Source organism: Chryseobacterium sp. CP-77 (genome assembly GCF_036362765.1).
In the GTDB taxonomy this organism is placed as follows: Bacteria; Bacteroidota; Bacteroidia; order Flavobacteriales; family Weeksellaceae; genus Chryseobacterium; species Chryseobacterium cupriresistens.
Window position 1 is genome coordinate 3,268,372 of sequence record NZ_CP143637.1, and the last position, 25,708, is coordinate 3,294,079.

The 25,708-nt window shown below is 36.5% G+C and carries 21 protein-coding genes and 2 tRNA genes; 16 read left to right on the plus strand and 7 right to left on the minus strand.

Annotated features, from left to right (window positions below; translation table 11 throughout):
* Positions 1–27: 27 nt before the first annotated feature.
* From lysA to V0410_RS14505, 3 genes are all read right to left on the minus strand, one after another.
* Positions 28–1,230 carry a diaminopimelate decarboxylase gene (gene lysA / locus V0410_RS14495; protein WP_170872057.1) on the minus strand — a complete coding sequence of 401 codons (1,203 nt, stop codon included), beginning with the start codon at positions 1,228–1,230 and terminating at the stop codon, positions 28–30.
* A gap of 260 nt (positions 1,231–1,490) precedes the next feature.
* Complete coding sequence (locus tag V0410_RS14500) at positions 1,491–2,714, minus strand: 3'-5' exonuclease (RefSeq protein ID WP_330744462.1); 1,224 nt, start codon at positions 2,712–2,714, stop codon at positions 1,491–1,493.
* Positions 2,715–2,863: 149 nt separating this feature from the next.
* Positions 2,864–4,390, minus strand: a complete 1,527-nt coding sequence (locus tag V0410_RS14505; protein ID WP_330744464.1) for a helicase HerA-like domain-containing protein — start codon at positions 4,388–4,390, stop codon at positions 2,864–2,866.
* Between the two features lie 141 nt (positions 4,391–4,531).
* Here V0410_RS14505 and V0410_RS14510 point away from each other — a divergent pair, with 141 nt between their 5' ends.
* The 4 genes from V0410_RS14510 (at position 4,532) to V0410_RS14525 (ending at position 7,913) form a co-directional block, all read left to right on the plus strand.
* Complete coding sequence (locus tag V0410_RS14510) at positions 4,532–5,593, plus strand: hypothetical protein (RefSeq protein ID WP_330744466.1); 1,062 nt, start codon at positions 4,532–4,534, stop codon at positions 5,591–5,593.
* A 215-nt stretch (positions 5,594–5,808) separates the two neighbouring features.
* A complete protein-coding gene (locus V0410_RS14515) occupies positions 5,809–7,218 on the plus strand; it encodes an MBL fold metallo-hydrolase (protein ID WP_330744468.1) in 1,410 nt (469 codons plus the stop codon).
* Between the two features lie 4 nt (positions 7,219–7,222).
* Positions 7,223–7,600: a rhodanese-like domain-containing protein gene (locus tag V0410_RS14520; RefSeq protein ID WP_330744470.1), complete on the plus strand. Its 378-nt coding sequence runs from the start codon at positions 7,223–7,225 to the stop codon at positions 7,598–7,600.
* Between the two features lie 13 nt (positions 7,601–7,613).
* Positions 7,614–7,913: a thioredoxin family protein gene (locus V0410_RS14525; RefSeq protein WP_047424552.1), complete on the plus strand. Its 300-nt coding sequence runs from the start codon at positions 7,614–7,616 to the stop codon at positions 7,911–7,913.
* 58 nt (positions 7,914–7,971) lie between these two features.
* Here the strand turns inward: V0410_RS14525 and V0410_RS14530 are convergent, their stop codons facing one another.
* Positions 7,972–8,724 (minus strand): nitrilase family protein, encoded by a 753-nt coding sequence (locus V0410_RS14530; protein ID WP_330744477.1) that lies wholly within the window; start codon positions 8,722–8,724, stop codon positions 7,972–7,974.
* Positions 8,725–8,944: 220 nt separating this feature from the next.
* On the opposite strand from V0410_RS14530, the gene V0410_RS14535 reads away from it, so the two are divergent.
* The 6 genes from V0410_RS14535 (at position 8,945) to V0410_RS14560 (ending at position 17,952) form a co-directional block, all read left to right on the plus strand.
* Complete coding sequence (locus V0410_RS14535) at positions 8,945–9,385, plus strand: DUF6646 family protein (protein ID WP_202840121.1); 441 nt, start codon at positions 8,945–8,947, stop codon at positions 9,383–9,385.
* A gap of 106 nt (positions 9,386–9,491) precedes the next feature.
* Positions 9,492–10,982, plus strand: coding sequence for an RIP metalloprotease RseP (gene rseP, locus V0410_RS14540; protein WP_330744480.1), 1,491 nt, complete (start codon positions 9,492–9,494; stop codon positions 10,980–10,982).
* Between the two features lie 80 nt (positions 10,983–11,062).
* A tRNA-Asn gene (locus V0410_RS14545) sits at positions 11,063–11,136 on the plus strand.
* A gap of 502 nt (positions 11,137–11,638) precedes the next feature.
* A complete protein-coding gene (locus tag V0410_RS14550; RefSeq protein WP_330744482.1) occupies positions 11,639–14,809 on the plus strand; it encodes a S41 family peptidase in 3,171 nt (1,056 codons plus the stop codon).
* 263 nt (positions 14,810–15,072) lie between these two features.
* Positions 15,073–15,146 (plus strand) — tRNA-Asn (locus tag V0410_RS14555).
* A 274-nt stretch (positions 15,147–15,420) separates the two neighbouring features.
* Positions 15,421–17,952: a DUF5686 family protein gene (locus V0410_RS14560; RefSeq protein WP_330744483.1), complete on the plus strand. Its 2,532-nt coding sequence runs from the start codon at positions 15,421–15,423 to the stop codon at positions 17,950–17,952.
* Positions 17,953–18,032: 80 nt separating this feature from the next.
* On the opposite strand, the gene V0410_RS14565 is transcribed toward V0410_RS14560, so the two are convergent.
* From V0410_RS14565 to rplU, 3 genes are all read right to left on the minus strand, one after another.
* Positions 18,033–18,206 (minus strand): bacteriocin-like protein, encoded by a 174-nt coding sequence (locus V0410_RS14565; protein ID WP_330744485.1) that lies wholly within the window; start codon positions 18,204–18,206, stop codon positions 18,033–18,035.
* 176 nt (positions 18,207–18,382) lie between these two features.
* On the minus strand, positions 18,383–18,640 hold the full coding sequence (rpmA, locus tag V0410_RS14570) for a 50S ribosomal protein L27 (RefSeq protein WP_002984034.1): 258 nt from the start codon (positions 18,638–18,640) through the stop codon (positions 18,383–18,385).
* 12 nt (positions 18,641–18,652) lie between these two features.
* The gene (rplU, locus tag V0410_RS14575; protein ID WP_110011737.1) at positions 18,653–19,231 is read right to left on the minus strand and encodes a 50S ribosomal protein L21; all 579 of its coding nucleotides are present in this window, start codon (positions 19,229–19,231) and stop codon (positions 18,653–18,655) included.
* A gap of 184 nt (positions 19,232–19,415) precedes the next feature.
* Between rplU and V0410_RS14580 the strand changes: the two genes are divergently transcribed.
* The 6 genes from V0410_RS14580 (at position 19,416) to V0410_RS14605 (ending at position 25,707) form a co-directional block, all read left to right on the plus strand.
* Positions 19,416–20,303 (plus strand): metalloprotease, encoded by an 888-nt coding sequence (locus V0410_RS14580; protein WP_137905702.1) that lies wholly within the window; start codon positions 19,416–19,418, stop codon positions 20,301–20,303.
* Positions 20,304–20,449: 146 nt separating this feature from the next.
* Positions 20,450–21,538: an acyltransferase family protein gene (locus V0410_RS14585; RefSeq protein ID WP_330744495.1), complete on the plus strand. Its 1,089-nt coding sequence runs from the start codon at positions 20,450–20,452 to the stop codon at positions 21,536–21,538.
* 74 nt (positions 21,539–21,612) lie between these two features.
* Positions 21,613–22,191 (plus strand): tRNA-(ms[2]io[6]A)-hydroxylase, encoded by a 579-nt coding sequence (locus V0410_RS14590; protein WP_330744497.1) that lies wholly within the window; start codon positions 21,613–21,615, stop codon positions 22,189–22,191.
* Between the two features lie 23 nt (positions 22,192–22,214).
* Positions 22,215–22,832, plus strand: coding sequence for a DUF502 domain-containing protein (locus V0410_RS14595; protein WP_047377240.1), 618 nt, complete (start codon positions 22,215–22,217; stop codon positions 22,830–22,832).
* 94 nt (positions 22,833–22,926) lie between these two features.
* Positions 22,927–24,303 carry a tryptophanase gene (locus V0410_RS14600; protein WP_110011742.1) on the plus strand — a complete coding sequence of 459 codons (1,377 nt, stop codon included), beginning with the start codon at positions 22,927–22,929 and terminating at the stop codon, positions 24,301–24,303.
* A gap of 327 nt (positions 24,304–24,630) precedes the next feature.
* Positions 24,631–25,707, plus strand: coding sequence for an FAD-dependent monooxygenase (locus V0410_RS14605; protein WP_330744501.1), 1,077 nt, complete (start codon positions 24,631–24,633; stop codon positions 25,705–25,707).
* The last annotated feature ends 1 nt before the right edge of the window (position 25,708 follow it).

A 25,708-nucleotide genomic window follows, 5' to 3' on the forward strand; every position in this document is an offset into this window, starting at 1 on the left:
GGCTGTTCATATCGTATGTTTCGGATTTTACATCACTATTTCAATCTGATTTCTCAAAAGGTCTTCAAACTCGTCTCTTTTACGGATCAAATGAGCTTTTCCGTCCAAGAATAATACTTCAGCAGGCTTTAATCTTGAATTGAAGTTAGAACTCATTTCAAAACCGTAAGCTCCTGCATTATGGAAAGCAAGAATATCTCCTTCTCTTACCTCGTTCAGTTTTCTGTCCCATGCGAACGTATCTGTTTCGCAGATATTTCCTACTACCGTATAAATTCTTTCGGCACCTTTTGGATTGGACAGGTTTTCAATCATATGGTAAGAATCATAGAACATTGGCCGGATCAGGTGATTAAATCCGGAATTCACTCCAACAAAAACAGTAGCTGTTGTCTGCTTGATTACATTAGCTTTCACTAATAAATACCCGCTTTTTCCTACTAAGAATTTTCCAGGTTCAAACCATAATTCGAATTTTTTTCCTGTAGATTTTGAAAATTCAGAAATTACTTTTTCCACTTTTTTTCCTAATGTTTTCACATCAGTTTCTTCTTCACTGTCCTGGTAAGGGATTTTGAACCCGCTTCCCATATCCAGATATTTCAGGTTCGGGAAATGCTCAGAAAGTTCCAGCATAATCTCCAAAGCCTGAAGAAATACATCAGGATCTTTAATTTCGCTTCCCGTATGCATGTGAAGACCTTCAACATTCAGGTTGGTACTCTTCATCACTCTTTCGATGTGACGAACCTGGTGAATAGAAATCCCGAATTTACTGTCGATGTGCCCAGTTGAAATCTTATAGTTACCCCCTGCAAAAATATGCGGATTGATTCTTACTAAAATCGGATAGGTATTTCCGTATTTATTCCCGAATTGCTCAAGAATAGAAATGTTATCAATGTTAATATGAACTCCAAAAGTCATTGCTTCCTCTATTTCCGCCAGGTCAACACAGTTGGGTGTAAATAATATTTTTTCTTTCGAAAATCCTGCCTTTAATCCCAGCTTAACTTCGTTGATAGATACACAATCCAAAGATGCACCCAGATTCTTGACATACTTAAGAATATTGATATTGGTCAAGGCCTTCGCTGCGTAGAAGAACTTAGTATGTTTTAAAAATGAAGAGGTAAGTTTTTCGTATTGAATTTTGATGGATTCAGCATCATAAACATACACCGGTGTGCCAAACTCATTGGCAATCTTTAATAATTCTTTTGAATTCATAATTTCATTTTAACATAAAAAAAGGCAGATTCTTCGAAAAAGAGCCTGCCACATTGATTATTTTTTATGCAAGACAACTCTTTTAAATATTCCAAACCTTAGAGAACTTTACAGTTCCCTTTTTTCCAGTTTTATTTTGTTTAAAATTTTGCATTGCTTCTATTTATTTTTTGCAAAAATACTATTTATTTTTTGATTTCAGGAAAATTGATTTGAATTGTATTTTCCTCAGAATAAACTTATAACATGTAAATACTCTGTCACTTCGGCAGTGGTAATGTCTCAAAATCCGCACGAAGAAGTGCCAGCTGCAACTCGTTATTCAGATCCGTGGAAGACAACGGAAGGTCAATTTTCAGCTTAGCCAGCTTACTCAGCGTCTGAATCTGCGTAAACAATTCATAGAAGCCAAATGAAACTACTTTTCCGTTTTCTATAATTAAAAACAGTTTTTCTCCTAATTTCCTTCCCGGCCCGAGCCAAAGTTCATTTCTTTTTCTGAATTCAATTTTTTGTTTCAAGACAGCAAAATCCTTAAATTCTTCCTGAGATCCTATGAACTGAACCGCTTTTGCGCCCTGTGTAAATGATCTGAATTTTAAGACCGGCTTCTCAGTTTTATTAAGCTTATTTTTCTCAACTACATATTTATTATTCCTGAAATATAATCCGAAAGGTAACACTTCTTTCTTTTTAATATTCTTGGAATTAAGGATCAGTTTGGCAATAATATCTGTTCCTGTAAGCTCAAAATTAATCTGTTCAACATCTTTCTGAATCTGTTCCCATTTTTTTGATTTGGAATTGAAAACCTTTTTGGAAAATTTGTTGATATCCTGAACATAATCAGAAAACATAATACGTCCTGCTTCATCCTGAAAATACACAAAACCTTTGTCATTAGGAAGATCCTGAGTCAGTTCTTTGATTTTGTTGATATACGTTTTGGCATTAGACTCATCATGCTGCTTCTGAATAATCTCATTTTCAATATCTTTTGAGATCAGAAGTTTGAAAAGTTCTAATGTAGCTCTTGCATCGCCTTCCGCCCTGTGATGGTTGGTCAATGGAATACCCAATGATTTCACCAGTTTTCCCAACGAATAACTTACTTCATCAGGAATCAGTTTTTTTGCTAACGGAATTGTATCTAAAGTATTGATTTTAAAATCATAACCAAGCCTTTTGAATGACTGGCGAAGCATCCTGTAATCAAAATCAATATTATGCCCTACCAAAGTTGTATTCTGAGTAATTTCTATCACTCTTTTGGCAATTTCATGAAATTTCGGAGCAGTCTTGACCATTTTTGGGGTAATACTGGTCAACTTCTGTACAAAAGGAGTAATATCACCTTCGGGGTTTACAAGGGATATAAACTGATCTGTAATTTTCTGACCGTCATATCTGTAGATGGCGATATCTATAATGCATTCATTTCTATAACCTGCACCATTACTTTCTATATCTATAATTGAATACATGAATGTGTGTTAACTGCTGTTTTTCTAGTTTACTATTTAGACCCGCTTTTATTCCCCAATAAAATAAGGCTCTGTTTTTACTGTTATGTAAAGATAACCTGCTAAAATAACAAAAAATATATCAAAATACAGCAGGTTAGCTTTCAAAATTATCTTCTTCTGCCTCCCAGCCCGAACATTCCGAGAATGGCTTTTGCTCCTTCCCTCATTAAAGTAGAGGTAAAGGTACGGCCAGCCTTACTCTGTAAAACCTGTTCGAACATTCCGGGTTCTTCTTTTACGGGTTTTGCCTTCTGTGTAGGTGCGGGGTTTTGTGCTGCCTGTTCCATTCTGGTGGTCAGCATTTCATAAGCAGACTCTCTGTCTAATGCCTGCTCATATTTTGCTACCATTGCTGATCTGGAAGTAAGATCGGAGATTTCTGCTTCATTCAGAACATCCATTCTCGATTCGGGAGAAATCAGGTAAGTATGCACTAATGGTGTCGGTATTCCTTTTTCATCCAGAGCTGTCACAAATGCTTCTCCAATTCCCAGATTCTGGATCAGGCTGGAAGCTTCGTAATATTCTGTGGTAGGATAATTTTCTACCGCTTTGGTAATTTCTTTTTTATCTTTTGCGGTAAATCCTCTTAAAGCGTGCTGTATTTTTAACCCTAATTGGGAAAGAATATTTTCTGGAACATCCCCGGGAATCTGGGTAATAAAATAAATTCCTACTCCTTTGGAACGGATCAGTTTCACCATTGTTTCGATCTGTGAAAGAAGCGCTTTGGAAGCTTCATCAAAAATCAGATGGGCTTCATCAATGAATAGTACCAGCTTTGGTTTCCCACTGTCTCCTTCTTCCGGAAACGTCATATAAATTTCAGCAAAAAGCGAAAGCATAAATGTTGAGAAAAGCTGTGGCTTATTCTGAATATCTGCGACTCTTAAAATATTAACCACTCCTTTTCCATCTCTTGTTTCCAGTAAATCATGAACGTCAAAGCTTAATTCACCGAAAAATCCTGCTGCGCCCTGCTGCTCCAAAGCTACAATAGATCTTAAAATAGCTCCCAAAGATGCTGATGCAATGGATCCGTAATTGGCAGCAAGCTCCGCTTTTCCCTGTGCATTATCCGTTACATACTGCAGCACTTTCTTCAGATCATTAAGGTCAATTAAGGGAAGTCCTTTATCATCACAATATTTGAAGACAATAGACATGATACTTTGCTGGGTATCATTCAATTCAAGGATTTTGCTTAATAAAACAGGCCCGAATTCTGTAACCGTAGCCCTCAGTTTCACTCCTTTTCCTCCTGAAATGCTCATCAATTCTACCGGAAAGCCTTGGGGATTATATGGAAGCTGTGTCTTCGCATATCTTTCCTCAATGATGGGATTCATTTGTCCTGCTTCTGCAATCCCGGAAAAGTCCCCTTTAATATCCAGAACGAGAGACGGAATTCCTGCGTGAGAAAGCTGTTCTGCGAATACCTGTAATGTTTTTGTCTTACCGGTTCCGGTAGCTCCGGCAATAAGACCGTGGCGGTTAATCGTTTTCAGAGGAATGGTTACGTTTACTTCCGTAACAACTTCTCCATCCAACATCCCTTTTCCTAATATTATATGTTCTCCTTTAGGAGTATATCTAGCGTTAAGTTCTTCAATAAATTGTGTTTTGTCTGCCATTTGATTGCTTTTTTAAACTTATAAATATAAAATTTTTTAGAAAAATTTGAGTAAATAAAATAATATTAATAATTAAATTATATTCTAAGTTCCCTAAATTTATTTTCTAATTTAGCCTTGAGAACAACATATATACCACACATGATTTCATTAAAAAAAATTCTACTCGTTATTTTTGCTTTTTCCTCCACCTTGTTTCTTGCTCAGAAAAGAAATGAACCTGTTAATTTACAGATTAAAGGCGATTACACCCACTTACCGACATCAGCCGTTTTCCCAGTTTTATGGTCTGGCTTTCAAAGAGAAGAAATAGTATCTTATGATCTACAGAATAAGCACATTGTGGTAAGCTATGTACAACAACACCGTAAAAAAAGTAAAACGGTCCTGACCTTCTATATTTATCCTAAAAAATTAGTTGACAACCAGCTTTTGAGAGACGAATTTTCCATATATGAAACGGTTCTGAATCAGAATTCCAATAAAAGTGTAGACTTAAAACCTATGTTTGGAAATATATCCAATGATAAGGTAAAAGTAAACTATATCTATTCAATTTTTGATCATTCAATGGGTGAACGTGATTTTTTCAAAGGTGTAAAATATACTGATAAGAAGTCACTCCTTTCTATTTATGAATGTGGAGGATGGGGCTTTAAAATCAGAGGATCAAGCGATGAAATGACCCATGATCAACTGTCTGAACTCAAAAACAAAGCTGAGACATATTTTGGTGTATTGGATATCGCTGCTAAAAAAACTCTTCCTATTAGCCATACTCCGGATATCATCTTATCTCCTGTTATCAAAAGAGATTCCATGATGACTAATGCTGTGCTTGCTTCGGTGTATGCAAAAATAAAATGGCTGGGAGAAAATGCAGAAAAAAAAGAACTTCTGACAGGCTTCAATGATATGAATATCGAGTCTGAAGTATATGCTATAGACAAAATGATAGAATTCTATAAAACTCATGAAACAAAATGGCCGATGCACGAAGACACTAAAAAATATTTTGGTGAAATAATTAGATTAGCAGACAACGGAAAAATTAAAGATTACCTCTATGATAAGTACAAAAGACTGATCCGTTATGATGAAGGAGAAGCTAATAAAGAGGAATATCTCCAATTCAAAACAGAGAAGAACATTACAGAAAGCACCAATGAAATTCTGTACAAAATATATTATCAGATAGAGTAAAATGAATGCTTTAAAGACATTGTTCCAGAAGCAGGACATGATATAAAACAGCATTTGCCAATTGACATTATGTAAGGCATTCTTTTTGCTAAAAAAACAGCAGATACCAAACGTACGTTTAAGAAAGTATTGAAAGAAACTATCAATGGAATTTAACATTTCGTTTAGAATTGATCTAATACTTCGTATCTTTAACTCATTAAAAAAAAGACCCAATGAAAATTGAACAAATATATACGGGCTGTCTGGCTCAGGGTGCCTATTATATTGTATCAGAGAATGAAGCTGTCATTATTGATCCTTTAAGAGAAGTAAAACCTTATCTGGATCGCCTGGAAAAAGATAATGTCACTTTAAAATATATTTTTGAAACTCATTTCCATGCTGATTTCGTATCCGGACATTTGGATTTAAGCAAGAAGACAGGTGCTCCGATTGTATACGGACCTACTGCTGTTCCTGAATTTGATGCCATTATTGCTGAAGATAATCAGATTTTTGAGATCGGAAAAGTTAAGATAAAGGTACTGCACACACCGGGACACACCATGGAAAGTAGTACTTACCTTTTAATAGACGAAAATGGTGTTGAAACTGCAATTTTCACAGGTGACACATTGTTTCTGGGAGATGTAGGAAGACCGGATCTTGCTCAAAAGGCGACTAATCTTACCCAGGAGGATCTTGCGGGAATTCTATATGATAGCCTTCAGAGCAAAATTATGCCGTTGGATGACAGCATCACAGTTTATCCGGCTCACGGAGCCGGATCTGCGTGCGGAAAGAATATGCAGAAGGAAACGGTAGACATTTTAGGAAATCAAAAGAAGACCAACTATGCACTTAATCAACCGAATAAAGAGTCTTTCGTCAGAGAAGTTCTGGATGGTTTAACAGCTCCACCGAAATACTTCGGGATGAATGTCGCTTTAAACAAAGGTGGCTATGAAAGCCTTGATGTTGTAATGAACAAGGGGCTGCAGCCTGTTGAAGCGGAGGACTTTGAAGCTTTGGCGGAAGAAACTGGAGCATTAATTTTAGATACAAGAGGAGCTGCGGACTTCCATAAAGGATTTGTTCCGAACTCTATCAACATAGGACTGAAAGGAGATTTCGCCCCATGGGTAGGAACGCTTATTGTAGATGTAAAACACCCTTTATTATTAATTACTGATGAAGGTACTGAAGAGGAAGTGATTACCAGACTGAGCAGAGTAGGCTTTGATAATGTGATAGGATACCTGAAAGGCAGTTTTGAAGCATGGAAAAATGCAGGTAAGGAAACGGATGAGATCAAAAGAATTACTCCGGCTGAATTTGCAGAACAGTTTACAGCAGATGCTACCGTAATTGATGTAAGAAAACTCACCGAGTATTCTGCAGAACACATTGACAATGCTTATAATAAGCCACTAGACACTATCAGTGACTGGGCACGCACTATTGATGATTCTGAACATTTTTTCCTTCACTGTGCCGGCGGATACAGAAGTATGATTGCAGCAAGCATACTTAACTCACACGGAATCAGGAATTTTACCGAAATAGAAGGTGGTTTTAACGGGATCAAAAAAACAGAAAAACTGCCAACTACAGATTTCGTATGCCAATCTAAGACCCTGTAAGATCATGAAAATTCAGTTTTCCGGATTAATTTTAGTGTTGACTTTTATACTAAGTAGCTGTAAGACATCGCCTACAACAGCAATTCCTACTGCCAGCATTAAAGAAGTAGTCAACAGTTCTGAGGTAACACTGGTAGATGTCAGGATTCCGGAGCAGTATGCTGCAGGAACAGCAAAAAATGCAATCAATATTCCTTTGGCAGAGATTCAAAACAACATAGAAACTTTAAAAGGAAAAAAAGTTGTTGTATTTTGCAATAAAGGAATTCAGGCAGATCAGGCGATGGAAATTCTGAAGAAAAATGGTGTGGAGGCTTATGATGGTACAACCTGGAAACATGTAAAAGCGATTCAGGACGAAACAAACAAAAAAGCAAACTAATAAAACCAAAACTATGTCACAAAAATTTCAGGAAATTATAGATTCCGAAAGACCTGTTCTGATAGATTTTTTCGCAACATGGTGCCAGCCTTGTAAAGTACAGTCTTCGGTATTAAATACGGTAAAGGAAAACATTGGCGAAGGGGCCAGAATTATAAAGGTAGATGTAGATCAATATCCCGCATTGGCCGCTCAATACGGAGTGCGCGGGGTTCCTACACTGGCCATTTTCAAAAAAGGAGAAATGCTATGGAAGGAAAGTGGTGTTCATGATGTGAACACGTTAACGAACCTTCTGCAACAATATGTTTAGATAAAGACAAAAAATAATAAAGGCTGAAGTTCACGTGAATTTCAGCCTTTATTATTTTTTATAGTTGAATGGAGAAACTATCCCGGTCATTCAAAAACTGAAAATGCTTTCTAAAATCGTTCAATTCTTCCATATATAATTCTGCAGATACGAGATTTCCCTGTTTCTGAGAAATTTCTTTTCCATCACCAAAGAAGCAGTGAGAACTTTCCTGATACAACAGATCATTTCCATCAGTTCCAATTCTGTTGAGACCAAATACAAAAGATAAATTTTCAATAGCTCTGGCTTTCAACAGATGCTCCCAGGCTCCTACTCTCTTCTCGGGCCAATTGGCAACATATAAAATGGCATCATAATCATCATTATTTCGGGCAAAAACAGGAAAACGAAGATCATAACATACCTGAAGCAGGAAACGTATTCCTTTGTATTCAACGATTACTCTTTCTTTTCCCGGTGTGTAGACCTTATCTTCTCCGGAAAAAGAGAACAGGTGTCTTTTATCATAAAAGGAGATTTCGCCATCCGGCTTCACAAAATACATTCTGTTGTAGAAATTACCGTTTTGTTCTACCGGAGCACTCCCGCAGAATGCTGCATTTTTCTCTTTTGAGATCTTTTTCAAAAATTCCAGTGATTCATTATTCCTGTCTGATACTTCGGAAGCATCCATACAGAAACCTGTTGAAAACATTTCAGGAAGAAGAAACAGATCTGCCTCCACATTCAGCAGTTCACTTTCTATCCGTGCAAAATTCTCAGTTTTATTTTTCCAGATGATATCTAAATTAAGCCCTGCAACTTTCATCTTTTATTCTTTTAAATTATTTCAAATATGAAGTATAAAAATACAGCTTTTATCTTTACAAAAGGAGAATTAAATGGTTGAAAAAGTAGTTTTTCACACAAAAATCGGGCACTATTTCTTAATAATGTATTAAAGTCAACCGTTTTTATCATATTGCCGTTCTTTCGGTTTCATTTTTGATAGAAATATTTTTTATTATTATCCTTAAAATTAAAAATTTATGAAGAAATTGTTTTTTATGGTGGCGATCTTCTTTTTTGGTGCTATGGCTAATGCTCAGGCCTGGACAGGAAAGGGAGATCAGAAAATACAACTGGGGCTGAGCGCCTGGGGATATGGAACCGGAATTACGGGAACTTACGACTATGGACTCAACAAACTTATTTCAGTGGGTGCCGGGATCAATGGGTATTTTGACAATTACAAAGACAACGATAAGGATAATCGTGTTTTTGTTTTCGGAAGACTGAACTTTCATTTGCAGGAAGCCCTGAATCTTCCTTCAAAATGGGATATTTACCCAGGCGTAGACCTTGGAGTGCTTGGAAGAGACTTTGGAGTAGGCGCTCACATCGGAGCCCGTTATTTCTTCACAGAGAAAATTGGGGTTTTTGCAGAAGTAGGTAACAATGGCAGTCTTGGCGTTTCTTTCAATTTATAATCAAATCGTCTTTAAATATGACAAAGCTTCTCGTTTCGGGGAGCTTTTTTATTTGGCATAGTTTTGATAATTGTTACCTTTGCAATTTAAAATCTAAAATTTATTAATGGAAATAGCAATCAAACTTTTTCAGTTCATTCTGAGCATCTCTATACTTGTGCTTCTTCATGAGCTTGGGCATTTTTTACCGGCAATATGGTTCAAGACCAGAGCAGAGAAGTTTTTCCTGTTTTTTGATCCTTACTTCTCCATATTCTCCATGAAGAAAATCAACGGAAAATGGCAGTATAAATTTTTATCCAAGAATCTGCCGGATTCTGAAGTAATAGAGGTTAACGGAAAGAAGGAAGAAGTTCCTATCGATATATCAAAACTTCCGGACAACGACTGGAGAAAACACCCTGAACAAACAAAATACGGAATCGGATGGCTTCCTTTTGGAGGATACGTGAAGATTGCAGGAATGGTGGACGAAAGTATGGATACTGCCCAGATGAAAAAACCGGCAGAACCTTGGGAGTTCAGATCAAAACCAGCGTGGCAGAGACTTATCATTATGCTGGGGGGAGTTACCGTTAACTTTTTTCTTGCGTGGTTAATCTACAGCTGTTTATCATTCTTCAACGGAGAAACTTATACAGATATTACAAAATTTAAAAATGGTATTGAAGCCACTTCTGCAGGAAAGAAAATGGGTTTCCAGAATGGTGACAAAATCATTAGTGTAGACGGAAAACCGGCAGAAAGACTTGAAAATACTTCCATCAATATTCTTTTGGGAGATCATGTTACCGTAAACAGAAACGGACAGGAAGTTACTTTCCCTGTCAATGCAGACGGTGTTGCAGATGTTCTTAAGCAGAAAGAAGCAAAACTATACATCTCTCCAAGGGTATCTATGGTTATTGATTCGTTGGCTACTCCTTCTTCCCAGGCATCCGGACTGGCAAAAGGTGATAAAATTGTAGGAATCAACGGTAAGAAAGCGGCATTCTTTGATGAAGTAAGCACTCTTTTAAGTGAAAATAAAGGAAAAACAGTTTCTGTGGATGTTGAAAGAAACGGAGCTGTACAGACATTACCAGCTGTTTCTGTGGACAAAAACGGAAAACTGGGGATCGCCATCGATACCAAAAGCATAGCAAAAGATATTGTAACGAATAAAAAATATTCTTTCGGAGAAGCTATTCCAAGAGGATTTACAAGAACAATCGAAGCATTGACCACTCAGGTAAAGCAGTTCAAAATCATGTTCAATTCTAAAGTTCAGGGGTATAAGAACGTCGGAGGGCCTATTGCTATTGTAAAAAATATGCCTGTAGATAAAGATGCGGATGGAAGCGTTAAAATCAACTGGGTGGCTTTCTGGAGCTTTACAGCGATGTTCTCTGTATGGCTGGCATTCCTGAACCTTATTCCTATTCCTGGACTTGATGGTGGGCACGTTTTATTTACTTTATATGAAATTATTGTAGGAAAACCGGTTCCGCAGAAAGTTTTGGAAAACGCCCAGATGATCGGAGTTATCTTCCTGTTAGGATTGATGTTACTGATCTTTGGAAGCGACATCTTCAAAGTATTTATGGGTAAATTATAATTTTTTTAAAATTTTTCTTAAAAATATTTGTAGGGTATAAATATTCGTCCTATATTTGCACCACTTAAAACAAAGGACATTCCTCCTTAGCTCAGTTGGTTAGAGCATCTGACTGTTAATCAGAGGGTCGCTGGTTCGAGCCCAGCAGGAGGAGCAAAAGACTTACAGAAATGTAGGTCTTTTTTGTGCCTTAAACTGAACCAATTCTTAACTACACCTAATCCTGCTTTTCTTCAACTTATATTTAACACAAAGGCTTAGTATCTGACAGTTCACTTTTAAGAAAGCAAAGACAGGAATCAACAAAGTTGATTCTTTCGAAGCGTACGCATAACCGCTTAGCTTCATCAGCGACATTAGCTTTCTTAACAATAAGATAAATGAATATAATCTTTGCGTTTTTACCATAATTAAGATTAATACCTAAAAAAGATCGATATTTTCAAATTACCTTCCGTTTTCATGAAATATTGATCTATTTCATTGAATTTTATCAGCCTTCAAAGCATTTTACCTGTAACTATTTCGCCAATACTCCGACTATTCTTTTTTAGAGTAATTTATATTGAGAAAATTCTCAGAATACAACTACTTCTCTACAACAACAAAGAATAATAAAATCAATATACCGTATTGTATAAATACCTAATTGTACCATGAAGAAAACTATTATTTCGTTATTAACAGCATTTTCTATTGCAGGACTTTCGGCACAGGAAAAGTCTTATTTTTTATCAGGTCCCTCATTAAGTCCGGATGGAAAAACAGCTTACTTTGTATATGACAGCGATATCTGGAAAGCAGATTCCAATGGAGGAAACGCTTCAAGAATTACCGCTCTGGACGGAGAGGAAATTAATCCCCGCCTTTCCCCGGATGGAAAATGGCTTGCATTCAGTTCTAATCAATATGGAAATTATGATGTGTATGTAATGCCCGCAGGAGGAGGAATTATCAAGCAGTTAACCTTCCATACCGGAAGGGATGAAATGGAAAGCTGGGCGTGGGACAGCAAAACGATTTATTTTACTTCCAACAGAAATAATAATTTCGGCAGCTTTAAAACTACAATTGAGGGAAAAACCCCACAAAAGCTTTTCAACAATTATTTTAACAACACCAATGGTCTTGTAGAAACTCCTTCAGGAGAATATCTTTTCACAAGTTCTTCGGAAAGCGCCCAGCAGGTACAGCGTAAGCGTTATAAAGGAGAAAATAATCCTGATATTCTGGGGTACAACCCCAAAAACAATTCTTTCAAACAGTACACCAACTATGAAGGGAAAGATTTCAACCCAAGTGTAGATAAAAATGGTATTATCTATTTTATTTCTGATGAGAATAATGGAGAATACAATCTTTATAAAATCGAAAATGCTAAAAAAACTGCTTTAACGCAATTTGATACTTCAATTAAAAAGCCTTTTGTCTCAGCAGACGGATCTAAAGCTATTTTTGAGAAGGATTACCAGCTTTATACTTATGATGTAGCCTCAAAAAACACAACTCCTCTCAACATCAGCCTGAATACCAACAAAACATTGGAAAAAGCTCAGAATTTCAATGTGGAAAATAATATTTCCTATTATGACGTATCTCCGGACGGTAAAAAAATGGCATTCATAAGCCGTGGTATCATATTTGTTTCTGATATTGAAGGAAAATTTGCCCAGCAGGTATCTGATGGAAAAGAACGCGCCATGGAAGTGAAATGGCTGAAAGATAACCGTACCCTTCTTTACAACCAGACTTACAACGGATATCAAAATTGGTTTACGATTCCGGCAGACGGAAAAGGACAGCCAAAGCAATTAACAGAAGATTCAAGGAATAACCGAAGCATTACGCTGAATAGCGACCTTTCAAAAGCAGTGTATTTAAGCGGAAGAGATGAAGTACGGTTATTTGATTTAAAAAGTTTTACATCTACAACTATTGTAAAAGATGAGATCTGGGCATTCCAAAACTCAAGGCCTTCTTTCTCCCCTAATAACGAATATGTATTATTCTCAGCAAAAAGAAACTTTGAGCTCGACATTTTCATCTATAACATCAAAAAAGGACAGACTTTAAACCTTACCAATACAGGCGTTTCTGAAGGAGATCCCGTGTGGTCTCCGAACGGAAAATATATTTATTTCGCCAGCGACAGGACCAATCCGTCTTATCCATTAGGCATGCAGAAATCTAACATTTACCGTATGGCTTTAGATTGGTTTGACGAACCTTTTAAGTCTGAAAAATTCGACAATCTCTTCATTGAAGAAAAGAAGGAAGAAAAATCTTCAGATAAAGAAAAAGACAAGAAGGATAAGAAAGACCAAGACAAGGATAAAAAGGAAGAAAAAGAGCCGGTAATCAAAGAACTGAAGGTTAATCCTGATGACACTCTGGACAGAATTGAACTGGTTACCGACCGATATGGATACCAGGATGATCCAGCTGTTTTCGCTGATGATAAAAAAGAAATTCTTCTTTTCAATTCTAATCAGGATAACGGAAAAAGACAGTTGTTCAAAAAGGTATTCACAGATTTTGAGCCTGCCAAATCTGAAAAAGTTTTCGATAAAGCAGCTTATTATATCACCAAAAATGATAAAAACCTGTTTGCCCTGATAGAAGGTAATATTTACAAAACAACTGTAGCAGCATTAAAGCCTGAAAAAATCAATATCCAGTACAGTTTCGATAAAGATCTGGCCTCAGAATTTACGCAGATGTACGCTGAAGCATGGACAGGTGTGGAAGAAAATTTCTACGATGAAAAATTCCATGGTATCGACTGGAAAGCCAAAAGGGAGCAATATGCCAAGTATCTTCCGTATGTACATAACAGGAATGATCTCAGAATATTATTGAATGATCTTTTAGGAGAGCTTAATTCTTCACACACCGGATTTTCTTCTACAGGAAAGGAAGAAACCATGTTCCTGAACTATTTTACGAACGAAACAGGAATTATCTTTAAAAAAGACCAGCCCTACACGGTAGAGAGCATTCTGAGAAAATCTCCGGCCTACCGTTCAGGAGTTGATATCAAACCTGGAGATCAGCTTACTTCTGTAAACGGCAAAAAGATTGATCTGAATGAAAATATCGAAACGTATTTCACAAGCCCTAAAAAACAGGATGAGCTGGTTCTTACCTTTAATCGTGATGGTAAAACGATAACTACCAAAGTACATCCGATTTCTAATGGAGAATTAAAAGGATTGCTTTACGAGGATTGGATCTACAATAATCATCAGCGTGTAGATAAGCTTAGCAACAACCGTATTGCCTACTCCTGCATGAAAAATATGTCTACTGATGAGCTGGATCGTTTTCTTCTGGACATGGTAGAACAGGAAAACAGAAAAGATGCTGTTATTCTTGACTTACGTTACAATACCGGTGGAAATGTGCATGATAAAGTATTGAATTTCCTTTCTCAAAGACCTTATTTACAATGGAAATACCGTGAAGGAAAAATAACAACCCAACCCAACTTTGCTCCTTCCGGAAAACCTATCGTCCTTTTGATTAATGAAGCTTCATTGAGTGATGCCGAAATGACTGCAGCCGGGTTCAAAGCACTGAAACTGGGGAAAATCATCGGTCAGGATACTTACAGATGGATTATTTTCACTTCAGCCAAAGGATTGGTAGACGGATCTTCTTACAGACTTCCTGCATGGGGAACCTACACCTTGGACGGACAGAATCTTGAAAAAACAGGGGTAAAACCAGACATTTATGTTAAAAACACTTTTATGGATCGTCTTCAGAATAACGATCCTCAGTTGGAAAGGGCTGTTCAGGAAATTCTTAAAGATTTAAAGAAGTAAAAATTTCAGAGCTATAAAAAATAAAAAGACTTACATTTCTGTAGGTCTTTTTTTATTTCTTTAAAAAAACAGGTCTAAAAACTCCATTGCTTACAGCTTAGAATTTATACCATTCCGAATAACGTCTGTTCATCACAAAAAATATTTAAAATTTAATTTATTGAAAAATAAACCAATAGCTTTTTTCATTCAATATTCAAGAATAAAAACTTGCTTGGTACAGATATTCCTATTATATTTGCACCACTTAAAACAAAGGAAATTCCTCCTTAGCTCAGTTGGTTAGAGCATCTGACTGTTAATCAGAGGGTCGCTGGTTCGAGCCCAGCAGGAGGAGCAAAAGACTTACAGAAATGTAGGTCTTTTTTCATTTGATAGGCTTCACAAAAAGCACCGAAATGATCTTTAAAAATTTTCACTTTCACTTTCTTTTAATCCTCTGATTATTATATTTTAAGCATAAAAAATTCGCGGTTAATTTTTAATCAATACATATATTATTTTCGCTACTTTTGTCGTTTTATAGGATAGAATAAAAATATTTTATTTTTTTACCTGTTTTTTAATTAAACTGCATGCTTTTTGTTTATGCTAAATGCCTGAAGAAACAAATGATGTTAAACAATAACTCCCAAAAACACTATCTTTTATTTTTTTTCCTGATTCTCGCCGGTTCCGTATGTGCTCAAAACAAGGCCAGCGGCAAGGTGGTTGACGAAAAGAACAATAAAGAACTGAATAACGTTGATATTTTTATCAACAATGATAAAACACCTGCCTTGACGACAACTTCGGGCAGTTTCATTGTTCAGTCAGACAGCATCATTCATCAGTTAAGATTTTCCAGAAAAAATTATACCACAGAAACCCTTGATATCACCCCTGAAAATGCTGATAATATTTTCGTGCAGCTATCACAGGCTAAAGTAAGCGATATTCAGGAGATTGTTCTTCAAAGCGGAAAAACAAAATATAAAAACAAGAAAGAAAATCCGGCTTATGCAATTATGCAGAAAGTGTGGGCACAAAAAAGAAATAACGGACTGGAAAAATTCGATACTTATTCATATAAAGAATACGAAAAAACACAGTTTGACCTGAATAATCTTGACAGTGCCTTCATGAAGAAAAAGATTTTCAATAAACTGGATTTCATTTTCAGTTATGCAGATTCTACTGCGAGTGGAAGACTTGGTCTGCCTATCTTCCTGAATGAAGCCGTTTATGAAAATTATGGTAAAAACAGGCCGGACAAAGACAGTAAAAGAACACTGGTTGCCCAAAAGACCTCAGGCTTCCAGGACAATCAGGTCATAACGGTTTCTGCTAAAAACTTATACCGTGATATCAATATCTACGACAATACCCTGAATTATTTCGATATCGGATTCCAGAGTCCTGTTGGAAGTGACGGCTTCAATACTTACGATTATAGTCTTATGGACACCATTACGATTCGTGGGGAAAAAGCCTTCCAGATAAGATACCAGCCAAAGAGAAAAGATGTCCTTGCATTTCAGGGAAACCTTTATATTGATACCGATACTTATGCCGTTTTAGGAGCAACATTAAAGTCAACACAGAAGATTAACGTCAACTTTGTCAACAGTGTGTATACTCAGGTAGAATATGACAATCCTGATGATGCTACGTTTCTTCCCAAAAAACTGGTGACAGAATTTGAAATGAGCCCTTTCTCAAAGAAGAAAGGCGCCAAAAGTATCATCGCCAAAAGATCGGTAGATTACTCCGATTATCAGTTCAACAAACCTCTTGACCCTAAGGTATTCAAACGTACCGAAGAAGAATACGAAGATAAATTTACCAATAAAGATGATGCTTACTGGACAAAAGTCAGACCTGACACCTTATCCAAAGCAGAACAGGGCGTTTATAACATGCTTGATCAGCTTCAGCAGACTCCGAAATTCAACCGGATGGTAAAACTGTTTGAAACGCTTGGTTCACGTTATTATAATGCCTTCAAAGGGATTGATATTGGTCCTATTTTCTCAATTTACGGAAGAAATGAAGTAGAAGGAGACAGAATAAGATTAGGAGCAAGAACCTATTTCGGATTGAATGATACCTGGAGAGCCCAGTTTTATACAGCTTATGGTTTCAAAGATCAGCAGTTTAAATATGGCGTAGAAGCAAGATATATGTTCAATAAGCTTAACCGCTTTATGATTGGAGCCGGAACCAGCAGGGATATTGTTCAGCTTGGGGGACAGCTTACATCAGGTGATGGAGTTACGCCGCAATCCTCATCTACCAGTACCTTTTTTGCAAGAGGAGAAAATATTTCCTTAAGTTCTGTAAATAAAACAAGTGTTTTTGCAGCTATCGAGCCATGGAAAAACTTTCAGATAAGAATAGATGGAGTGATGCAGAGTATTAAATCTGCTATTCCTGAGAAATTCAATCTGATGTATTATAAAGACGGACAGTTGAGACAGACAGTTAATGACTCACACGTTACCATCAGTTTAATTGCCAAACCTGGTGCAAAATTCTCACAAACCGGAATTGACCGTTATCAGGCGAGAAACCTGGCACCAACCATCGTTTTAAGATACACGCGAGGTATTGAAGGATTATTCAATGCTGACTTCAATTATGACAAGCTTCAATTCATGCTATACAAGCCGTTTTTGATTGGAAGTATGGGAAAACTAGTGGTTAATTTTGAAGCTGGAAAGAATTTCAATACAGTTCCATTGGCACTGCAAAATATTATTCCAGCCAACCTTTCCTATGGTTTAGTACCAAACACATTCTCTCAGCTTAATTATTATGAGTTTGTGACGGATGCCTACACTACACTTCAGCTTGAGCATCATTTTAACGGTAAAATACTTTCTTATATTCCATTGATTAAAAAGCTGAAATTGAGAGAAGTTGCATTTATCAGAGGAGCATATGGTACATTAAGTGACGCCTCCAAAGCGATCAATGTAGAAGGTTTTAAATATTCTGCACCAAGCGAACATATCTATTATGAATATGGATTCGGAATTGAAAATATAGGAATCGGAAACCTGAGAATCTTCAGAGTAGATTTCAACTGGAGAGGAAATTATCTGGACAGACCGGATATTTCTAAATTCGGGGTTAAAGCAGGATTCCAGGTAGGATTTTAAACAAAATATTGCATAAAACAGATTCAGCGGCTTCAAAGAAGCCGCCGAACTTTATTGTAAAGCTTTATAGTCAGAAATGATTAAAAACATTCGCAAGGTTCTTCTACATCAAGCAGGCAACGCATTTTCTGCTCCTTTGTCAAGCCACACCATGTACTACATGAAGTAATTGGTTTTGGTGGACACCATACTGTACCCACACCTCCGTTAATTTCTTTCAGATTCTTTCTGGTTAATTTTCTTACATTTTTCATGATTGTTTAGTTTTATTTACTGCCTACTCGATTTGCTTTTCGGCTTCCGCAACTGTTTTAAAGCATGTCAGTTATCAAATATAAACATATTTCACAAATAAATGAATTTTATAAAAACCAGTACATAAAAAAACCTCAGTAAAAAATGAGGTTTTAATTTTTATAAAACGCTTAAATTATGCGTTTGGTTCTACAGATACGAAAGATCTGTTGTTTGCTTTCTTTCTGAAAACTACTTTACCATCTACTAATGCAAACAAAGTGTGATCTTTACCGATTCCCACGTTATCACCTGGGTGGTGCTGAGTACCTCTTTGTCTAACAATAATATTTCCGGCAATAGCTTCTTGTCCTCCGAAAATCTTCACACCTAATCTTTTAGAGTGAGACTCTCTACCGTTCTTGGAACTACCGACTCCTTTCTTGTGTGCCATTTTATTACTGGATTATTTATTAAGTGCTTTAAATTGATCGATGTTCTTAATGATAGCAGCATCTACTTCTTCATGAGTAAGAACATTCTTTTCTAATTCAACTTTAACTGCTTTACCTAAAGTAATTAAAGTTTCTCTGTTCTCTTTAGACTGAGACAAGTTGTTTTTCTTTAAGTGATAGTTCAACTCGTGATCTTCACCAAAGTTAACAGTTGCGTTGTCAGAAAGAACTTCACCTTTCACAGTTTCTTTTTTAGCAGCAGCTTTTTTAGCACCACCTTCAAAACCTGTAATACCAGTGATTACGATTTGAGTTAAAGATTGTCTGTGACCGTTTTTCACTTTGTAACCTTTTCTTCTTTTCTTTTTGAAAACGATTACTTTATCAGCTTTAACGTGGTCAAGGATCTCTGCTTCTACAGTGATTCCGTTTACAGCTGGGGCGCCTACAGTGATTGCACCGTTTACAGTAAGAAGAACTTTATCGAAAGAAACTTTTCCTCCTTTATCTCCTTTTAAACGGTTTACAAACAACTTCTGGTCTTGCTCAACTTTGTATTGAAGCCCTGCTATTTCTACAATTGCAAACATTGTTTATAAATTTTTAGTTATTTCGAGGTGCAAATATACATATAAATTTCTAAATAGCTTACAATCAAAGCAATGTTTTTTTTAATAAAATCTTATTCACTTTATTTTGATTAATTTTTCTCATTAATGTATTCACAATTAAGAGATAATTTCATAAATTCGTTTTACCAAATTGATATTATATATGAAAAGAAACTTTAATCTCTGCTTACTAGCAGGTGCCATTGCTGTAACTTCATTGACAGCATGTAGTGATGACCAAATGGACAACAATGTTCAACCTCAACAAGAAGCACTGAGTGCAAAAGTTGATCAGCCGGGAACTACTGAAAAAGGATGCTCCTATGTAGACAACAACTGGAGCACCAATTCAGTCTTACTGACCGGGCTTCAAAACTCCACAGACACCAATTTTATGAACGGCCAGATGACCAGAATTGCAAGCATGTGGGGAAGAAGCACCCCTACCCTGCGTTTTGTAAATGATCCGTCCAATTTCAATTCAACCTATAATGCTATTTCCTACTCAACAGGAAAGATCTATTATGGGTACGCTATTTATTATGATGCAAAATCAAAAGGCGGCGATATTGTAAACGCAATGATTCTTGCTCATGAATACGGACATCAGCTGCAGTATATCTTCAATCTTCCTTCTGTATCGGAATCAACGTACAGACCGAACGAGCTTGAAGCAGATGGCTTTGCAGGATATTACCTGAGGAGACCTAACGGGTACAACAAAACCAGTTTCCCGGAAATTGCGGCAGCCTATGAATTTGCCCAAAGTATCGGTGATTATCAGACCACCAATGTAAACCACCATGGAACACCGGCGCAAAGAAGATCGGCAGTTCGTTTAGGATTCCTTCTGGGCCAGTACGATCTTAATGCTTCCAATTTCGATTACAACTTCTTCTATTATTATCAGGGAGTTTTAAATGGTACTTATAAGATGGCCAAAAACACAGTAAATCCTGAAATTGATGCCTACATGAGTCAATATATAGATGAGCTGAGAAAAATTCAGACAGGAGAAATTTCTGCGGAAGAATTTAAACATCTTCAATAAACAAGAACATTCATTTTTAGCATATTTAAGAAAGGAGGCGGGCAGTATGTTCCGCCCCTTTTTTGTTTAAAAAATCTTTTATGTCTTAAACAATCAATTTGTTTGTATTTTTGAAAAAATTACAAAGAACTTCCAACCCACCTATAATGAACAGAGATCTCTATATTGATTTCGCCAAAGGACTGGCAACACTTTCCATCATATTTATCCATACCGCTTTCTGGTCCGGACAATTTTATATTCCCGCTGAAGTAAGAGTTTTCTCGCTTGTTTTTGACGTAGCTCTTTTTTATGCTCTGAGCGGGATCACTTCGGGAGCAAATATTGAAAAAACATTATACCGTCTTCTGAAACTCCAGATCACCTATATGATTTTTGTGACTTTCCTGTTCTTTTTAGATTACTTCTTTAAAGTGTTTGGCCTGAGTTTCTTTTCCATGGAATGGCTTCAAAGTTTTTATTCAACATTTGGGTCAAAATACTCCGCAACCAGTGTTTCAATATATCCGCAATGGGAAAATCTCGGAAACTGGTATCTTCATCAGTACACCAATGCCGACACGTTTCCGGTGGTAATGGGAAGTTTCTGGTATTTAAAAGTCTATTATGTACTTACCGTTTTCGGAGTACTCATCCTAAGATTTTTCCCAAAACATATCAATTGGTTTATCGGGCTTTGTATTGCTCTAACCTTGGTATTCAATATCTTCCCGGAATATTACCCAACAGGACAAGTGGGATATGTTGCTTTCTACCTTGCTGTTTTTTTAACAGGACACAAAATGCGTGGAAAAAAGATCCCCACCAAAGCAATTCCAATATTATATGCGCTTACAGGAATAGCTCTTATATGGATGTTCTGGTACTATGGAGGAGATATCTTCTACAAAATCAATAAAAATAAATTCCCGCCGAAAATCCCTTACATCATCTGGGCATTATTCTCTCTGGTTACTTTATTTGTTCTTTACAACCGACTGAAGATCACAAAAGAAAACTTTATTACCTATATCGGGAAGAATGCTATTTTCTTCTATTTTGCACAGGGAATAAGCTCTTCGCTCGTTTATTTCCTGGTAGTTCCACTAAAAGAAAATATGCCATGGTGGCTTTTAATGCTTATTATTTATGGGATTAATATCATTTTAGCATTCATTATCTCTGCAGGATTGAAAAAAGTAGATGCTTCAGGCTGGAATATTCTCGAATTCTTAAGAAGAAAGACCGCATCTTAAGACTTTAATGATCAAATTGAAATAAAGTCGCATTTCTTACCTCAATTTGCTTAAATTTACAAAAATTTTACAACATGTTTAAGTTGAAACTACCTACCGATCCAAGGTGGGCAAATATTGCAGAAGGAAACATTGGAGAAATTTTAACAGATCATGCCTGGTGCGAGCAAAAAGCAGCCACCAATGCCATAGGCCTGATTACGATGCTTCCGGAACATTCTGAAATTGTAACTGAACTTCTTGCCATTGCACAGGAAGAACTGGATCATTTCAATCAGGTGCATGAAATCATCAAAAAAAGAGGCTTTACTTTTGGAAGAGCAAGAAAAGATGATTACGTGAATGAGCTGGCAAAATTTATCATTCAGGGAAGCAGAGAAGACCTCATCGTAGACAAAATGCTGTTTGCCGCTATGATTGAAGCCAGAAGCTGTGAGAGATTCAAAGTTCTTACCGAAAATATCAAAGACGAAGAGCTTAAAGTTTTCTACAAAGAACTGATGATTTCCGAAGCCAATCATTACACTACTTTTATCGGGTTTGCAAGACAGCTGGGAAATCCTGAAAAAGTAAACAAGCGCTGGGAAGAATGGCTGGAATATGAAGCCAGCATTATTAAATCCTACGGAAATAAAGAAACAATTCACGGTTAAAATAAAATAGTAAAGAATACACCTTGAAGAAGCCAAGCTTTGAAAATATTGCCAATCTGTTCCTGAAGAATTTCTTCCAGGGGTTGGTTATTATTGGGCCTATCGGACTAACTATTTTTGTGATCTGGTATATTGTAAGTGCGATTGACAACCTTGTTCCTTCCCTTGCCAAGCAGATTCCGGGGCTTGTATTTGTATCTATCATCCTGTTTACGGCTATTCTGGGGTATTTAGGAAATAAATTCGTAGTCGGAAGATTCTTTTTCGACACGATGGACAGCTTACTGGAGAAAACTCCGGGAGTAAAACACATTTATACTCCTACGAAAGACGTCATGTCTTCATTCGTAGGCGACAAGAAAAAATTCAACGATCCTGTATGGGTAAAAACCAATGAAAATCCGGAAATCTGGAGAATTGGCTTTTTAACCCAAAAAGAAATGTCGGACGTTGACAAGCATAATTACGTTGCGGTATATCTTCCCCACTCGTATGCTATATCGGGCTGGGTAATTGTTACTGAAGAAAAAAACATCAAACCTGTAGTGGGAATGACAGCAGCTTCTGCCATGAAGTTTGCTGTGAGCGGCGGTGTAGCCGGATTCCATTCTGATGAAAATATATTTAAGGCTCCGGAATAATCCCTTTTTCCGACTTATCTATACATTGATGAATTTTGAAAAATTATTTTCAAGCACATTTTCTTTACAAACAATTTAAAACATAATTTAACTCATGAATTTACCGTACGCGGAACCTTTCCGCATTAAAATGGTGGAAGAAATCTATCAATCCACCAGAGAAGAAAGAGAGCAATGGCTTAAAGAAGCTAATTATAACCTTTTCAACTTAAGATCTTCACATGTTTATATTGACCTGCTTACCGATTCAGGAACGGGAGCTATGTCTGATAAACAATGGGCTGCTTTAATGACCGGAGATGAAAGCTATGCCGGATCACGTTCTTTTGAACAATTACAAAAAACTGTTGAAAGAATAACAGGATTCAAATATTTATTACCTACCCACCAGGGAAGAGCTGCAGAAAACGTTCTCTTCTCAGTATTGGTAAAAGAAGGCGATGTGGTTCCGGGAAACTCACATTTTGACACAACAAAAGGACATATCGAATTCAGAAAGGCACATGCTATCGATTGTACGATAGACGAAGCTTTTGATATTAATGATCTCCATCCTTTCAAAGGAAATATCAACCTTGAAAAACTGGAAGAAGTTTATAAAAGCCATCCTAAAGAAAACATTCCTTTCTGTTTAATTACCATTACGTGTAACTCTTCTGGAGGACAGCCTGTTTCTCTGGAAAATATGAAAGCCGTGAAAGCCCTTTCAGACCAGTACGGAATCCCGGTATTCTTTGATTCAGCGAGATTTGCGGAGAATGCTTACTTCATCAAAAAAAGAGAAGCAGGACAGGAAAACAGAAGCATTAAGGATATCTGCAAGGAAATTTTTTCCTACGGAGACGGAATGACAATGAGTTCTAAAAAAGACGGTTTAGTAAACATCGGAGGATTCATTGCTTTGAATAACGAAGAAGTTTTCAGAAAAGCGTCCAACTTCACCATCATTTACGAAGGTTTTATTACTTACGGAGGAATGGCGGGAAGAGATATGGCTGCATTGGCCGTAGGTCTGGATGAGGCTACAGAGTTTGCTTATCTTGAAAGCAGAATCTCTCAGGTTGAATATCTGGGTAATAAATTAATTGAATATGGAATTCCTGTTCAGAAACCTATCGGAGGGCATGCTGTATTCATCGATTCTTTAAACTTTCTTCCGAATGTATCCCGTGAAGAATATCCGGCTCAGACCTTAGGACTGGAAATTTATAAGGAAGCAGGGATCAGAACTGTAGAAATCGGAACATTGCTGGCAGACAGAGATCCAGCGACCAGAGAAAACCGCTATCCGAAATTAGAGCTGGTACGACTGGCTATTCCAAGGAGAACCTACACCAACAACCACATGGATTATATTGCGGCTGCTATCAGAAACGTATATGAAAGACGTGATGAAATAGCAAAAGGATACAAGATTACATGGGAACCGGAAATCTTAAGACATTTTACTGTTCAACTTGAAAAAGCTTAATCATAAAACCGGAATTTCTTCCGGTTTTTTTATGCACCAGAAGTGAAAGTTTTTAAGCAAAAAACAATCTCAGTCTTCACATTACCAATTAAATAAATTAAAGCTATTTAAATATTGAAAAAAAATCTTTTTATAAATAAATATAAATCAATCATATATTTTTATTATCCGGCGTATCTTATTCTTTTTGTCTTATTTTTCAGGAAATAAAAATTAAATAATGCCATTTTTGAAATAGTGAATGTTTTTAATTTAATTTTGTATTGATCTAAAGGATATTTAAAATATACTTAAAAAACCAACCTGAAAAATACTTTATTCCGAAAAATGAAGAAAATTGCTGTCGTGGGCGCTGGTATTTCCGGCTTAAGCATGGCGAATTACTTAGAAAAATACAATATTGATTATCATATTTACGAAAGGAGAAAAAAGAAAGATCTGGCAGGTCACGGTTTTCTCATTCCGAAAGAAGGAATGGATTATCTTTATCAGATCATTGATCCTGATGTTCTTCTCCAACATGGAAACTTCCTGAAAAAATATATCCAATATTCCCACACCGGAAAAATTCTTGCAGAAAAAGAACTGAACAATGTTTTTGCCATTTCAAGACATTCGTTAATCAGCTTACTGACACAAAACCTCACTCCCGGCAAAATAACTTATGAAGAAACTATTATTCCTGATTCTCAGCAGAACGGAAAACTGAAACTTTCTGACGGAACTGATATTGACGCTGATATTGCAGTGATCTCTGATGGCTCCAGAAGCCGGATCAGAAGAAGTCTTTTTCGAGATGAAACCATGAGAATAGTAAGAGAAAGTGAAGTAGTCAATATCATTCAGAATAAAGAAATTGCAGATGTTATTGATAATGACTTTATGAAGTTTCACCATGAGGAAGGCGGGCTGACTTTCGGTATTCTTAAGCTTTCTGATGATACCATTCTTTGGTATTCACAGTTTGACAATCAAAAATATATGATTAATGAATGTTCCGCAGAAAACTTAAAGAAATATATGCTTGGCGTTTTCGAAAACTGGCATCCTTTAGTCCCGGAAATTATACAGAAATCACATTATAAAAATGTACATTTATGGAATGTATATGAACTGGAAGAGTTAAACCCTTTTTACAAAGATAATTTCGTATTCATCGGAGATGCAGCGCACCCACTTATTCCATTTACCAGCCAGGGAGTTACTTCAGCTCTGAAAGATGCTTTTGTATTAACGAAACACTTAGTTGAAGAAGAAAATGCACAGAAAGTCTTCCATAAATATGAGGCAAGCAGAAAGCCCGAAATAGAGATTCACATTCATAACGGAAGGACATTGCTTAATCAGTTTTTACTTCCAATTCATCAGCAGACAGAAAATATTTTACCCATATCTTATAAATAAA

Bases quoted from the DNA above. Each gene is read 5' to 3' on its own strand.
- lysA (WP_170872057.1), bottom strand. From the start codon at position 1,230: ATGAATTCAAAAGAATTATTAAAGATTGCCAATGAGTTTGGCACACCG.
- V0410_RS14500 (WP_330744462.1), bottom strand. From the start codon at position 2,714: ATGTATTCAATTATAGATATAGAAAGTAATGGTGCAGGTTATAGAAAT.
- V0410_RS14505 (WP_330744464.1), bottom strand. From the start codon at position 4,390: ATGGCAGACAAAACACAATTTATTGAAGAACTTAACGCTAGATATACT.
- V0410_RS14510 (WP_330744466.1), top strand. From the start codon at position 4,532: ATGATTTCATTAAAAAAAATTCTACTCGTTATTTTTGCTTTTTCCTCC.
- V0410_RS14515 (WP_330744468.1), top strand. From the start codon at position 5,809: ATGAAAATTGAACAAATATATACGGGCTGTCTGGCTCAGGGTGCCTAT.
- V0410_RS14520 (WP_330744470.1), top strand. From the start codon at position 7,223: ATGAAAATTCAGTTTTCCGGATTAATTTTAGTGTTGACTTTTATACTA.
- V0410_RS14525 (WP_047424552.1), top strand. From the start codon at position 7,614: ATGTCACAAAAATTTCAGGAAATTATAGATTCCGAAAGACCTGTTCTG.
- V0410_RS14530 (WP_330744477.1), bottom strand. From the start codon at position 8,724: ATGAAAGTTGCAGGGCTTAATTTAGATATCATCTGGAAAAATAAAACT.
- V0410_RS14535 (WP_202840121.1), top strand. From the start codon at position 8,945: ATGAAGAAATTGTTTTTTATGGTGGCGATCTTCTTTTTTGGTGCTATG.
- rseP (WP_330744480.1), top strand. From the start codon at position 9,492: ATGGAAATAGCAATCAAACTTTTTCAGTTCATTCTGAGCATCTCTATA.
- V0410_RS14550 (WP_330744482.1), top strand. From the start codon at position 11,639: ATGAAGAAAACTATTATTTCGTTATTAACAGCATTTTCTATTGCAGGA.
- V0410_RS14560 (WP_330744483.1), top strand. From the start codon at position 15,421: ATGATGTTAAACAATAACTCCCAAAAACACTATCTTTTATTTTTTTTC.
- V0410_RS14565 (WP_330744485.1), bottom strand. From the start codon at position 18,206: ATGAAAAATGTAAGAAAATTAACCAGAAAGAATCTGAAAGAAATTAAC.
- rpmA (WP_002984034.1), bottom strand. From the start codon at position 18,640: ATGGCACACAAGAAAGGAGTCGGTAGTTCCAAGAACGGTAGAGAGTCT.
- rplU (WP_110011737.1), bottom strand. From the start codon at position 19,231: ATGTTTGCAATTGTAGAAATAGCAGGGCTTCAATACAAAGTTGAGCAA.
- V0410_RS14580 (WP_137905702.1), top strand. From the start codon at position 19,416: ATGAAAAGAAACTTTAATCTCTGCTTACTAGCAGGTGCCATTGCTGTA.
- V0410_RS14585 (WP_330744495.1), top strand. From the start codon at position 20,450: ATGAACAGAGATCTCTATATTGATTTCGCCAAAGGACTGGCAACACTT.
- V0410_RS14590 (WP_330744497.1), top strand. From the start codon at position 21,613: ATGTTTAAGTTGAAACTACCTACCGATCCAAGGTGGGCAAATATTGCA.
- V0410_RS14600 (WP_110011742.1), top strand. From the start codon at position 22,927: ATGAATTTACCGTACGCGGAACCTTTCCGCATTAAAATGGTGGAAGAA.
- V0410_RS14605 (WP_330744501.1), top strand. From the start codon at position 24,631: ATGAAGAAAATTGCTGTCGTGGGCGCTGGTATTTCCGGCTTAAGCATG.